Origin of the sequence: Lactiplantibacillus plajomi, assembly GCF_005405405.1 — a bacterium.
GTDB lineage: Bacteria > Bacillota > Bacilli > Lactobacillales > Lactobacillaceae > Lactiplantibacillus > Lactiplantibacillus plajomi.
On the sequence record NZ_BJDZ01000010.1, the window covers coordinates 25,732 to 38,276 of the forward strand.

The following is a 12,545-nucleotide window of genomic DNA, read 5'->3' on the forward strand; positions in this document are numbered from 1 at the left end:
ATGGTTTTAGCAAATTTTGCGTGGCTGATGCCGGTCAGCTGGCTAGTGACGCTACTGCTGGCCGTAAGTGTGAGTGTGCTGGGCCTATTTTGGTGGCACATTTTCATTAAAACGGTGCGGCGGTTTAATTCGGAGGATGAGGCCGGTGATTAATTATCTCTACATTGCGGCCATCATCAGTATTTGGCTCTCGCTGTTAATAACTATTGTAACGGTTATTGGCGGGGTTAGCTTCATTGTAAAGCAGTTACGGTCGAAACGCCTGAGTAACTTAGTGCCGTTAGCTACGACGCCGTCAGTCACGGTCGTCGTTCCGGCTCATAACGAAGAAAAGGTGATCCAAGCCACCGTCCGCGCCATTTTAAACATGGCCTACCCGCACGCAGCGGTGGAAGTATTGGTCTACGCGGATAATTGTACGGACCAGACGGCGGCGCGCGTGCGGGCATTGCAAACCCAACCGGAATTTCAAAACCGGTGCTTACGGGTGATTGAGCGGCGGGGGACTGGTGGTAAGGCCGGGGTGCTGAACGACGCGTTGAAGGTGGCGCGGGGCGACTATCTCTGCGTGTTTGACGCTGACGCGGCCCCGGAGCGGCGGGCACTGTATTTCTTAGTGCAAAAGGTCTTGGAAAATCCCGAACGCTACGCCGCCGCGTTCGGCCGCAACAAAACCCGGAACTATCAACAAAACTTTTTGACCCGTTGTATTAATTTAGAAATCATTTGTACGCAGCGAATTCAGCATACCGGCATGTGGCAACTGTTCAAGATTGGCCGGATTCCAGGAACGAACTTCATCATTAATAGACGGATGGTAACCGAACTGGGCGGTTGGCAAAACGGTGCGCTGACGGAGGATACCGACTTATCGTTTCGGTTGATGCGCGCCGGCAAGTTAATCGCGTTAGCGCACCGTGCGGAGGCCTTTCAGCAGGAACCGGAAACCTTGTTTGCGTATTATCATCAGCGCAAGCGCTGGGCGCGCGGTAACTATGTCGTGATTCTTAAAAATCTGGGTCATTTATTTGATCACACACCGTGGCGGGTCAAGTTAGAGTTGGTGTACTACCTCTGCGTGTACTTTTGGTTTAGCGTGGCGATTGTCTGTTCGAACGTTCTATTCGTGATCAATACCGGCTTGCTCGGTCTTCACTGGGCGGTGCCGCAAGTGGGTAGCCTGGTATCACTGAACGGACCGTTAGCCTACCTGTTCCTGATCAACTGGATTTTGATGTTTTATTTATACTTATTGCAAATGAACATTGCGTTGGCGAGTGATTACGGTCAGGCAACTGTAACCAACTTTATTTACACCGTCGTCGCTTATTTTACTTACGCCCAGCTATTTATCGTTGTTTCGGTAATGGCGCTGGTTGATATGGTGCGGGATCGCCTGAGTGGTCACCACCAGACGAAGTGGTATAAGACGGAACGCTTCTAAGCAAGCAGGAGGGAAAATGTGAAACGGCATCGGTATCAATGGCTAATAGCTGGGCTCATCTTAATCGTGACGGCGGTCATCGGCGGGGTCGTTTGGGTCAACCAACCCCCGAAAGCGACCGAAACGGTTAAGCACCGGATGGTCAAGACCCACTATCATAATTGGAAAAAGACGTATTTGAAGGGGAGCGACCAGGCCAAGTTCGTGGTCACCAACGGCGCCGAACGGCACTACCAGACCTTATCGGAAGCGCAGGGGTACGGTATGTTGATTGCGGTATTCGCCGCCCAACAAGATTTGGATGACCGGCGGACCTTTGACCAGTTGACCCGCTACTACTTGGCGCACCGCATTAGCGCGGATAACCCGTTGATGGCCTGGCGCCAATCCCGGCACGGTAACGAGATGGTGAGTGGGCGCAGTGAGCAATCCAGTGCGACCGATGGCGATTTGGACATCGCCTACGCGCTTATTCTGGCGGACGAGTTGTGGGGTAGTGACGGCGCGTTGAATTACGCTAAGCTGGCCCGCAAGTTGATTGCGGCCATTGGTGAACGGGAAATTAACCCGGTCACGAAGTTGCCACAAGTCGGTGACTGGGCCGCCAAGTCTGGTTTTCGCGACTTATTACGTCCGTCCGACCTGATCACGGCTTATTTCCGTAAATTTGCGGCGTTTACCAAGGATGGTAGTTGGACGCGGGTTGCCCAAAATAGCCAGCGGGCCCTCAAACAACTCAGTAGTCAACACGCCAGTGGGCTAATGGCCGACTTCGTCACCGTGTCGGGTCCGCAACTCAAATTCGGGACGGTCGAACCCAAGCAGGTCGATTCCGAGTACGATCACCAGTACGGCTTCAACGCCTGCCGGATTCCGTGGCGGGTCGCCTACGACTATCAAATGAGTCAAAGCCCAGTCAGTTACGAAATCGTGAAGAAGATGCTGCGGTTCTTTAAACATGAAAAACAGTTAGGAACCGTGTATTCGTTGACCGGCCAGCCGCTGGAAAGCTACGATAACGCCGCGTTTACCACGCCGTTAGCCTACGCCGCCTACGCGACCAATGACCACCAATTGAGTGAACGCTACGCGCCGGAACTCAGCAAGAAGTTGGTTAAGCAGGGCTATTACCCGGCGACGATTCACATGGTGACCCTCCTGACAAGCGGTTCAATCAATACCAAGTAAAGCGCGTGCGCTCAACGTCGGTTAGTTGGCGCACGGCGCAATGATTAATTTGCGGAGAAGCAAGCATATTAAGCGTAGTCCTGTAAAATCAAACTGATTTTACAGGACTTTTTGAAATTGAGAGTCTGTTCGCTAATAATTAAACGTAGACTTTTGGACTTCGAATGTGACAGGCAAGCTAAAAAAGACCGATTATGACTGAACAGTTCCCGTTAACCAGCAATGATACCAAAGCGCATTATTGATTATGATGACAGATCAAAAGAGGGACTTGGCTTAAAGTCGTGTCCGCCACGTTCCAGCTGCTTTAGGACCAACCGGCAAGGCGGAAAGCCTTCCACAATCGGGGCTTGAATGATTACAAAACAGCGTCTGTGACTTGAATCACAGACGCTGTTGATTGTTCTAACTAATTACTTGTGCGGCTCTTCCAATAGTACACCGGAATCCCGATGGCCACGATGACTAGCGAGAGGGCGACCCCAGGGAGGTCGGAGCCGATTTCACTGATAATCACGAAGAGGGCGCCGAGAATTGCAATCAGTGGGGTGACCGGGAAACCCGGGGTTGAGAACGGTCGCGTTAAGTCGCGGTTGCGCCGGCGTAATAGGAAGACGCCGACGAAGGTTGCCACGTAGAAGCAGTAAACGGTGAAGATACAAAGGTCCGATAGGCGATCGGGGTTGAAGAAGAGGATCATGATGCTGGCGTAAACCAGAATCACGAGGGTGGCCACAATCGGTTCGTGCGACTTTTTGTTCAGGTAGCTTAATTGTTTTGAAAATGGGAGTTGGTTACGTTCCGCCATCGCGTAGACGATCCGCGGGAAGGTCATGATTTTCCCGTTCAAACAGCCGACCATCGAGACGATGATCCCGATGTTTAATAGCCGTCCACCAATCGTACCGAACGCCGCGTTGGCGAAGTAAACGGTCGTTTGCTGACCGAGCCGGTGAATCGTGTTGGCGTCCACGAAGTGCAAGATACCGTACGAAACTAAGGTGTAGGCAATTAAGACGAGCGAAATACCTAAAATAATGGCTTGCGGTAATAGCTTTTGCGGGTTCTTGATTTCGCCCCCCAAGTTTGCGACCAGGCTCCAGCCGTCGTAGGCGAATAACGTGGCCAGCACCGCCACCCCGAAACTACCGGTCGACTGACTGACCGTTTTTAAGGATTGGCCGAACGCGTCCTGGTCACCGTAGAACAGGCCAAAAATGATGATGGCGGCAATCGGGAGTAACTTACCGAGGGTCGTTGCGATTTGAAAGGCGGCGCCCCAGCGATTTTCAAACATGTTCAAAATCCCGATGAGTACAATGACGCCAATTGCGAGCGGTGCTTGCCAGACCCCGTTGAGGTTGAAAAAGCCAACCAGCAAAATGCCAAGGTAAGCGGCAATCGACGCAATAATGGCCGGTCCGTAAACCGCGATTTGCATCCAACCGGACAAAAAGCCCCAAAGTTTCCCGTAGATTTCCTCCATGTACACGTAAAGGCCACCGGTGTGTGGCATCTGTGCGCCGACTTCGGCGATGGTTAAGCCAGCTGTCAGGGTAATCAAGCCCCCTAAAAGCCAAGCGAGTAGCGCCATGCCGGTCGAACCGGCACTGTCGAGGACGGATGACTGCTTGAAAAAGATTCCGGAACCGATAACCGTTCCAACGACGAGTGATAGTGCTGACCAGAAGCCGAGCGAACGGTTCAAGGTCGTTTCTTGAGTTGCTTTTTGCATGAAAATTGGTCCTCGCTTTCAAATGGCGCAAAAATAATTGGTTTTAGCATAGCAGAGATTAGAGGGGTTGACAATTATATTTAGCGCTTTTTTCGGTGTTTTCTAATTAAAACACGAACTAATTAAAATCTTATCGTTAAATAGTTCGCTAAAACAGCTATAACGGATTGTCTTGATTAAGATTCGTTCGACTTTTATAAATATAGTTATAAAAGCAATGAAAAGTGCGTGAAAAATCGTTGGTGTTAGTGCCAAAGGCGTGTATAATGCAACGGTACGCTTAAGAGAGCGAGGGATTTTATGGTACTAGCAATTTCAATCATCCTAGTGATGATTAGTTGCGGATTATTCTTGTTATTAGTAAGAGGCGCAAAACGACAAGCGGTGCGGTTAGTGGACGCCAGTTTTGGCTGGGGGCTTGGAATCGGGGCGTTAACCGACTTCTTGGACACACTCGGAATCGGTAGTTTTGTGACTTCCACCGCGATTTTTCAAGTCAGTCACTACCTGGACGACGAACGCCGGTTACCGGGAACGCTAAATACGATGCACGCGATTCCCACGGCGGTCGAAGCGTTGTTCTTCGTGACCGCGGTGCGGGTCGATCCGTTGACGCTAGTCGCGTTAGTGGCAGCTGCAACGGTTGGTGCGCTACTCGGTAGTGAAGTCATGACGAAACTTGATCAGCGTCGCATTCAAGTGATTATGGCGGTGGCCCTGGTGTTAACGGCGCTGTTGATGGCCGCCAAACTGTTAGGCTGGACAACTTTACTTGGTGCGACCAACCAGGCGACCGGCCTGCGGGGGTGGGCGCTGGTGATCGGGACCGTTGGTAATTTTATTTTAGGTTTACTGATGGCGGCCGGGGTCGGGTTGTACGCCCCCTGCATGGTAATGATGTATTTTCTGGGCTTAACGCCGATTGCCGCCTTCCCGATTATGATGCTTTCCTGTGCGCTGTTAATGCCGGTGTCGGCGGTCAATTTTATTCGCCACGATCGCGTGGCTTACCGCGGCCTTTTCGGGATCATCCTCGGTGGCATCATTGGTGTGATCATTGCGGCGACGGTAGTGCGTTCGCTATCACTCAACGCGCTGAGTTGGCTGATCGTGCTCGTGAGTTTATGGACGGCCGGGTCACTCGCCAAGGCAGCGGTGCGGCGTAAACATCAACTGTAAAATAGCAAAAAACGCTGTCAGAATCGCATTCTGACAGCGTTTTTATTTACGTTTATGCTGGGGTAACTTCGTACTTGGCGTACCGCTGTGCGTCGACGCTGTTCAACTCAACTTTGAGTTGGGTCCCGTCGGCGAGGTAGTCGGTTTTGAGGATGTTGGCGTGGTCGTTTAAGTAGGCCACCACGTCCCCGTCACTGAACGGGATCAGCAGGGTGGTCGTGACGTAGTCCTTAAAGACCTTGGCCTTGATCATCTTGGTGAGGGCTTGCAAGGACGCTTCGTCCTTGGCCGCGTAAATCAACTGATCTTCCTGTTGGTTCGGGTAGTCGGCCTCGGTTAAATCGGCTTTGTTAAAGGCGTAGATCATCGGTACGTCGTGAACGCCGATTTCCTTTAAGGTCTTTTCAGTGGTTGCCATCATTTCCTTGTAGTGCGGGTCGGCGTAGTCGATGACCTGAATTAACAGGTCGGCGTTGGCCGCTTCCGATAAGGTCGAGCGAAACGCATTGATCAGGTTATGTGGCAGGTCGCTGACGAATCCGACGGTATCACTTAGTAGTAGTTGCTTGTTGTCGGGGAACGTTAACTGGCGAATACTGGTATCGAGGGTCGCGAATAGCATGTCCTTTTCAAAGACCTGCTTGTCTTCACCCTTACCGAATAATTTGACTAGCCCGTTCATGGTCGTCGACTTACCCGAGTTGGTGTAACCGACCAGGGCCACGTTTGGTAACCCGGCGCGGTCGCGTTGGGCGCGCCGAACCTCTTCATCCTTATTCAATTCCTTCAATTCGTGCTTTGCGTGACTAATGCGGTCCTGAATCGTCCGCCGGTTCAATTCAAGCTGGGTTTCACCTGAACCACGGTTGGTAAAGCCACCGCCACCACCGGCTGCCGCGCCGGCCTGTTGGTCTAACCGGTTCGAAATACTGGTCCGTAATCGCGGAAGTTGGTATTGCAACTGGGCAATTTTAACTTGTAACTTGGCTTCCTTGCTGCGGGCCCGGTTACCGAAAATTTCCAAAATTAGACCGGTGCGATCAATAATTTGCACCCCGGTTTGTTCTTCCAAGTTGCGGACCTGACTCGGCGTTAAGTCGGCGTTGATCACCATGACGTTTAGGTCGTGGCTTTCAGCCAATTCCTTGATTTCAACCACTTTCCCCTTACCGAAGAAAGTGGCCGGGTTGGGTTTTTCAAGCCCCTGGTCAATTCGTAAAGCGGCGTGCATGTTATTGGCTTCCACGAGTGCTTCCAATTCGGACATGGCGTACGCGTAATTGGGCACCGTTTTAGACATGCCGGCGATAATAACTTCTTGAACGTGACTAGCGTTAGTTTCGGACATTCAATCACTCCTGACGTGTTATAGTTATGCTAAGTATAACATGTGAGTACTAAAGATTGCGCTTTAGCGCACTAGGGGGACGGATAAATGGGATACGTATTGAAATTACGGCAACTGGTTGGTCACCAACCGCTAGTGGTTGCCGGGGCGGCCATCATGGCGCAAAATTCGACTGGTCAAGTGTTGCTCGTTTATCGGACGGATAATCACTGCTGGGGTTTACCGGCGGGGTCGACCGAACCGGGAGAAAGTGTTCAGCAAACCGCCCGGCGCGAGCTAAAGGAAGAGACCGGCTTAACGGTCGGCGACCTGACGCTGATCGATGTCTTTAGCGGTCCCAAGATGCACTACCAGTACCCGAACGGCGACGTCATCGATAGCGTGACTACCCTGTACCGGGCGACCACCCGCGGCGGTAAGTTGGTACAAGCGACTGACGAGACTAGCACGGCTAAGTTCTTTGACTTGGCCGCATTGCCGGAACCACTGACCCCGTTGACCCGCTGGATGTTACTAGGCCGCTAACTTGACGGTCAAGGTGGGATTTGTTACAGTGGGTGCCGTTGAATAAAAAATTGTCGCCGGACAACGTGTGTCCGCTTCCTTAGGTCTTAGTGGGAGCGGGTATCCGTTGGCCGGTTTTTTTAGGAGGAACTGGACATGACGTGGATTTATTTGGTTATTGCCGGAATTTTTGAAGTGGTTTGGGCGACGATGATGAAACTAAGTAACGGGTTCAGTCATTTCGGCTACGCGGTGGCCACCGTGGTTGGGATGATTTTGAGTTTCGGCTTTCTGGCGCTGGCAACGAAGCACTTACCGTTAAGCATTGCTTACCCAATTTGGACCGGCATCGGCGCGGTCGGCGCAATTTTAGTCGGCTTAGTTTTCTTTAAGGAACCGATTGCACCGCTGACCTGGGTATTCATTAGTTTGCTAGTCATCGGCATCGTTGGCATTAAGCTGACGACGAGTAATTAAACCGGCCTCGAGAGATGTTAAAAGCGCAGCTAACCGACTTTTCGGTTAGCTGCGCTTCTGTTTGTTCAATAATGATTATGAGTGGGCGTTGGCCACCGTTGGGACGAGTTCCTTGGCGTAGGTCACCAGCTTGATTTGGTCGCCGTCAACGTCGAGCCGGGTCAGGCTACCATTTTTCGGCCCGCGACTGATGTCTAAGTTGGGGGCGAAGTGGGCGGCGATACTGCGGATGGTCGTGCCGTGCGATACGACCAGGACCTTTTCGTGATGATCATGGTGGGCCTTGAGGTAGTCAAAGCCGGCGTCCAGCCGTTGCCAGAAGGCCACGTTGTCTTCAGCTTCGTGCCACGGGTCGATGGTCTTCATCAGGTCCCGGGTTTCCTCGATGTTGATCTTCGTGAGTAAGGTGTGCAGGCTGTTAACGCCGTACTGGCGACCGACTAACGACCAGGTGCGGCTGGAGTCGCCACCTTCAAAATAGCCGTAGAAGACTTCGCGGAAGTTCATCAGGGTGTTGAACGGCACGTTCGGTTGGCCGGCAGCTTCCTGAATCAGCCGGGCGGTGTCAACCGCCCGTTTGGAATCACTGGCGTAAACCGCGTCGAACGGCACGGCTTGCAGTGCTTCACCAACCTGCGTGGCAATCTGCTTACCGTAGTCGGTCAACGGGGAGTCCGACCAGCCCTGCATCCGGTTAAACAAGTTGAAATAGGTTTGGCCGTGGCGAATAAAGTAAATGGAAAATTGGGACATGTTGAATACGCTCCTTCGTTAGGCGAGGTGGTCTTTGCGGCCGATGTAATCAAGCTGAACGGCATCGTCACTAATCGTAAACTTGGTGACGCTGCCGTTTTGCGGCCGTTCCGGCGACGTTAGTTCAGCAAAGCGGGCGGCGATACTATAGATCGTGTTCCCGTGGCTAACGACTAACACTTTGTCACCGTCTTGCTGGTTGGCGCGCAGCGTATCCAGGCCACCGTTGACCCGCTGCCAAAATTCAGCGTTATTTTCGGCTTGGTGGAACGGATCGGCAGCCTTACAGAAGTCCTTAGCCTTTTCGATACCGTAAGTCGCAATGATGTCCGACAGGGTCGGGGCTTGGTGCGGCGCCCCGACTTCGAACCAGGTCTGCGAGGTGTCGTCACCTTCGAAGTAGCCGTAAAAGGCTTCTCGGAAGGCGGCTAACGGTTGGACGGTCAGGTCGGCGTTGCCGCTGGCCGGCAGCATTAATTCAGCGGTCCGCACGGCGCGGGTCATGTCGCTGGAATAAACGGCGTCGAAGTGAATGCCGTTCAGCATCTTACCCGCGTTACGGGCGTCGGCTTCCCCAACGGCAGTCAGTGGTGAATCACACCAGCCCTGCATCCGGCGGTACTTATTAAAGTAGGTTTGGCCGTGGCGAATCATATAAACGGAAAAAGTTGCCATTCGAAATCTCCTCTATCTTTCTTGACTAAATCGCAATGCAACCATTTTACCATAAAACGCGCGGCAATCAGTTCGCCGTTGCTAACGCTTGCCGGATGCGCGGTGCGTCCTGCTTGGAACCGGTAAAAATTAAGCGGTCGCCGTACATGATGGTCGTGTTGCCGTTTGGGACGATCAACTTGCGGTTACGGATGACCTGACTGATGGTAATGTCCTGGGCAAAGCTGAGGTTCTTGATTTGAACGTTGGTGTAACGGTGGTTCAAGACCCGGACTTCGTAAATGCTATTTTCGGTATCGTTGAGCATCAGCATCGTCGACGGAGATTCGATCAACGCCCGCAACAGCGTAATGTTGGCTTCGGGGGTGTTATAAACTTCGATACCGAGTTGTTTGAGTTCGTCTTCGTGTTCGTTTAGCACGTTGCGGTCTTCAAAGCGGACGATGATCCGCTTAACCCCGTAATCGTGGGCAACTTTAGCCAACTCGTAGTTACGTTCCGCGTCAATGTGCCCCAGCACTAGGATGTCGGTATCGAAGACTTCGGCGTCTTGAAGGTCCGCCGCGGAAAAGTCTTCCATTAACGTGACCGGCACTTGTGAGTGGTAGGTGCGGTAATTTTGTTCGTGGTTGGTGTACATCTGAACGTTGAACCAGCCCTTGGTTAGTTGTTGCGCGACCGGCACGGTACTTAAGTTGGCGCCAATAAAGTGGACCGAAGTCTTGACCAGGTCCTCTTTTTCGGCCGAGTAGCGTTGGTTGAAAATCATCGGTGAGACGATGCACGTCAGCAGGGCTGCCAACAGGAAGGCCCCGGACTGGTCGGCCGTAATGGTATTCATTGATTTAGCGACCCTTAAAACGGCTAGGACCATCGTCATCGTGGTTGCACTTAACGCGGTGCCGGCGAGGGCGTTCGCGGTTTTAAAGCGTAACTTGAGTACCCAGAAAACGGCGGCCTTGGCAACCATGTACGCTAAGAAAAATAGTGGAATCAAGATCAGCGTTTTACCGCTGGTCAGCAGGGTCCGCAGGTTCAAATCGACCCCGGTCGTGATGAAGAAAATCGGGATAAAGAACCCGTAGCCGATCGAGTCGAGCCGCTCGCGGGTCGTTTCACTGGGCTGGAGGAGTTTCAAAACAATGCCGGCAACGAAGGCTCCGAGAATGTTTTCCGCGCCGACCGATTCGGCGACGGTCACCATTGTGACGATTAGAAAAAAGGCCAGCCGGATGTCCAACTGCGTGGTCGATTTATTGATGTTTTGGTAAAAGCGAAAGAACGGTTTGAACCGTAAGAGTAACAGGGCGGCGACCGCTAAAATTAATAATAATAGCCATAAGCTTTTAGAGTCACTACCGTAAACCGAAGCGTACAGCGTTAGCCCCATCATTGGCACCAGTTCACCGAAGACCCCGATTAGGAGGATGGTTTGGCCAAATGCCTTACTAAGCAGTTCCTTCTCCTTTAGGGCGGCGATGACGATTCCGAGTGAAATCGTGCCGAAGAGAATCGTGGCCAACCAGAAATCGCTGAATAACCCACTGACTTTAAAGGCGGCGGCTAACAGTAACGATAAGATGACAATCGTTCCGTAGGCGTAGACGGATAGCCGAACCGGCGAATATTTCGGTAGGTTGGCCGCGTTCTTTTGTTCGAGTGGCGTCATGGCGGTGCGCCGTTTCTTGAACAGGCTAAAGTCGATTTCTAACCCGCTCAGAAACAGCAGGACGATCACCCCGATGGTGGACAATTCCGAAATGGCGGTTGTCGTACTGACGACCCCGAAAATACTGGGGCCGAGTGCAATCCCGATAATGATTTCCATCACCGCAGTCGGTAGGCTGCTGATTTTGAATTTGGCCATGACCAGTGGAACCAGCAGGGCGGCAAATAAAATAATAACGAGTGAGACTTGATCCATAAAATTACCTCGATTCTTTAATAAACGCGTAACTGCGTATCGTCAAAGCCCCAGAAGGCCTCGCTGGCGGCGGGATCGGTCAGTACTTTGAGCATTTCAGCCACACCCGGTGCGAGTTTGTCAGCGGTCAGTGCACTGAGCGGCTTCCAACTAATGGCGCCTTCGTACGATCCGGGCAGCAACTGGCCGGAAAAGTCACTGGTGGTGTACAGTGTTCCCAGTGAAACGTCGCCAGCAGCGTTTTCCACCCAGGTGACGGTGCCGACCAGCTTTAATTGGTGGACAGTTAATCCGGTTTCTTCCAAGACTTCCCGTTTGATGGCCGCAACCTGCGACTCCCCGGGGTCCACGTGACCGCCGGGAAAGGTCAGTCCCTGCCACTGGGCGTCGATTTTATTTTCAACGACGACCTTGCCGGTTTGCGGGTCGCTGATCAGGCACATGTTGACCAGTTCGGCGCGGACGGTGCGATCGTGGTGCTCGTGTTGATCCTTGGTGGCTAGCCAATCCTGCGCTTTGTCGTTAATCCCGGCCATAAAGGCGGCTTTGGTTTGTAAATAAGCTGCCGGTGTGGCGGCCGCGGTCTGGCGGATGGCGGTGTACTTTCGGCCGTCCGTCCGGTGGGCGTTCAGGTAGTCACGAAAGGCAATCAGCTGGTCATAATCGGCCTGCCGGGTCGTCAAAATCAGCTGAAGCGGGTGACCGTGACTCACCGTCGTAAAAGTTTGATTGGTCCCCTTGACGGGCTTGAGCGCCAGTTGTGTCCGCACCGTGTCAACGTCGGTGACGCGTAACGCCAGGTCAATCGTTGGCCGGGCTAAGACGTGCGGCATGGCGGTACTGCCGACGTGGTCGCTAGCGAGCAGTAAGTCACCGAGCTGGTTAGCTAGGTCAGTTTCGGCCTGCGTAGCCCAGTCGCGCCAGACGGATTGGTACGGGGTAAGTTCGATAGTTTGCATAGTGTTCCTCCCAAGTATTCCAAAGAAAGGGTACACTTTTTCACCGTTTTTGAAAAGAAATAACTCACCGCTAAATCCATTTTGATTGACCTAGGCTGGGTGAGTGAGTTGCGGTATATTATAGGAAACACCGTGGAAGGGGGCGAAAGCGGTGCGTCGGAATCGTGAATGGTACTACTGGATCGACCGCATCATGTTATTATTTTGCGGGCTACTAGTCGCGACGATTGCCGTATCCTGGCTGTTGAGCTTAGGTTACGAGTAACTACATAGGTTAAAAAGCGTGGACCCAAAGTTGGCTGACTTTGGGTCCACGCTTTGACTATTAGTATATGGAAACGTAAAAACGGCCGGTATTT

Annotated in this window: 12 protein-coding genes; 6 read left to right on the forward strand and 6 right to left on the reverse strand. The window is 52.4% G+C overall.

The features are described 5' to 3' along the window. From FFM82_RS13520 to FFM82_RS05765, 3 genes are read left to right on the forward strand one after another with little or no spacing between them, the layout of a single operon-like run. Entirely contained in the window at positions 1-153 is a 153-nt protein-coding gene (locus tag FFM82_RS13520) for a hypothetical protein (RefSeq protein ID WP_170178225.1), read from the forward strand. After that, entirely contained in the window at positions 146-1,444 is a 1,299-nt protein-coding gene (locus tag FFM82_RS05760) for a glycosyltransferase family 2 protein (RefSeq protein WP_371852240.1), read from the forward strand. The genes FFM82_RS13520 and FFM82_RS05760 overlap by 8 nt, the downstream gene beginning before the upstream one ends. Positions 1,445-1,462: 18 nt before the next feature. After that, a complete protein-coding gene (locus FFM82_RS05765; protein ID WP_137644921.1) occupies positions 1,463-2,632 on the forward strand; it encodes a family 8 glycosyl hydrolase in 1,170 nt (389 codons plus the stop codon). Between the two features lie 409 nt (positions 2,633-3,041). On the opposite strand, the gene FFM82_RS05770 is transcribed toward FFM82_RS05765, so the two are convergent. Continuing rightward, the gene (locus FFM82_RS05770; RefSeq protein WP_137644922.1) at positions 3,042-4,367 is read right to left on the reverse strand and encodes an APC family permease; all 1,326 of its coding nucleotides are present in this window, start codon (positions 4,365-4,367) and stop codon (positions 3,042-3,044) included. 300 nt (positions 4,368-4,667) lie between these two features. Between FFM82_RS05770 and FFM82_RS05775 the strand changes: the two genes are divergently transcribed. Continuing rightward, positions 4,668-5,546 carry a TSUP family transporter gene (locus FFM82_RS05775; RefSeq protein WP_137644923.1) on the forward strand — a complete coding sequence of 293 codons (879 nt, stop codon included), beginning with the start codon at positions 4,668-4,670 and terminating at the stop codon, positions 5,544-5,546. Positions 5,547-5,598: 52 nt separating this feature from the next. Here the strand turns inward: FFM82_RS05775 and hflX are convergent, their stop codons facing one another. Next, a complete protein-coding gene (gene hflX / locus FFM82_RS05780; protein WP_137644924.1) occupies positions 5,599-6,894 on the reverse strand; it encodes a GTPase HflX in 1,296 nt (431 codons plus the stop codon). 87 nt (positions 6,895-6,981) lie between these two features. On the opposite strand from hflX, the gene FFM82_RS05785 reads away from it, so the two are divergent. Both FFM82_RS05785 and FFM82_RS05790 read left to right on the forward strand, forming a co-directional pair. After that, on the forward strand, positions 6,982-7,419 hold the full coding sequence (locus FFM82_RS05785) for an NUDIX hydrolase (protein WP_137644925.1): 438 nt from the start codon (positions 6,982-6,984) through the stop codon (positions 7,417-7,419). A 135-nt stretch (positions 7,420-7,554) separates the two neighbouring features. Further along, the gene (locus FFM82_RS05790; protein ID WP_137644926.1) at positions 7,555-7,875 is read left to right on the forward strand and encodes a DMT family transporter; all 321 of its coding nucleotides are present in this window, start codon (positions 7,555-7,557) and stop codon (positions 7,873-7,875) included. A gap of 75 nt (positions 7,876-7,950) precedes the next feature. Here the strand turns inward: FFM82_RS05790 and FFM82_RS05795 are convergent, their stop codons facing one another. From FFM82_RS05795 to FFM82_RS05810, 4 genes are all read right to left on the reverse strand, one after another. Beyond that, positions 7,951-8,628: a histidine phosphatase family protein gene (locus FFM82_RS05795; RefSeq protein WP_137644927.1), complete on the reverse strand. Its 678-nt coding sequence runs from the start codon at positions 8,626-8,628 to the stop codon at positions 7,951-7,953. An 18-nt stretch (positions 8,629-8,646) separates the two neighbouring features. Continuing rightward, positions 8,647-9,303, reverse strand: coding sequence for a histidine phosphatase family protein (locus tag FFM82_RS05800; RefSeq protein ID WP_137644928.1), 657 nt, complete (start codon positions 9,301-9,303; stop codon positions 8,647-8,649). Positions 9,304-9,370: 67 nt separating this feature from the next. Continuing rightward, entirely contained in the window at positions 9,371-11,227 is a 1,857-nt protein-coding gene (locus tag FFM82_RS05805) for a monovalent cation:proton antiporter family protein (protein ID WP_137644929.1), read from the reverse strand. A 17-nt stretch (positions 11,228-11,244) separates the two neighbouring features. Continuing rightward, the gene (locus FFM82_RS05810) at positions 11,245-12,186 is read right to left on the reverse strand and encodes a GrpB family protein (RefSeq protein WP_137644930.1); all 942 of its coding nucleotides are present in this window, start codon (positions 12,184-12,186) and stop codon (positions 11,245-11,247) included. Between the last annotated feature and the right edge of the window lie 359 nt (positions 12,187-12,545).

Coding starts and splice junctions, on each gene's coding strand:
- FFM82_RS05795 (WP_137644927.1), bottom strand. CDS start 8,628: ATGTCCCAATTTTCCATTTACTTTATTCGCCACGGCCAAACCTATTTC.
- hflX (WP_137644924.1), bottom strand. CDS start 6,894: ATGTCCGAAACTAACGCTAGTCACGTTCAAGAAGTTATTATCGCCGGC.
- FFM82_RS05805 (WP_137644929.1), bottom strand. CDS start 11,227: ATGGATCAAGTCTCACTCGTTATTATTTTATTTGCCGCCCTGCTGGTT.
- FFM82_RS05790 (WP_137644926.1), top strand. CDS start 7,555: ATGACGTGGATTTATTTGGTTATTGCCGGAATTTTTGAAGTGGTTTGG.
- FFM82_RS05775 (WP_137644923.1), top strand. CDS start 4,668: ATGGTACTAGCAATTTCAATCATCCTAGTGATGATTAGTTGCGGATTA.
- FFM82_RS05800 (WP_137644928.1), bottom strand. CDS start 9,303: ATGGCAACTTTTTCCGTTTATATGATTCGCCACGGCCAAACCTACTTT.
- FFM82_RS13520 (WP_170178225.1), top strand. CDS start 1: ATGGTTTTAGCAAATTTTGCGTGGCTGATGCCGGTCAGCTGGCTAGTG.
- FFM82_RS05770 (WP_137644922.1), bottom strand. CDS start 4,367: ATGCAAAAAGCAACTCAAGAAACGACCTTGAACCGTTCGCTCGGCTTC.
- FFM82_RS05810 (WP_137644930.1), bottom strand. CDS start 12,186: ATGCAAACTATCGAACTTACCCCGTACCAATCCGTCTGGCGCGACTGG.
- FFM82_RS05785 (WP_137644925.1), top strand. CDS start 6,982: ATGGGATACGTATTGAAATTACGGCAACTGGTTGGTCACCAACCGCTA.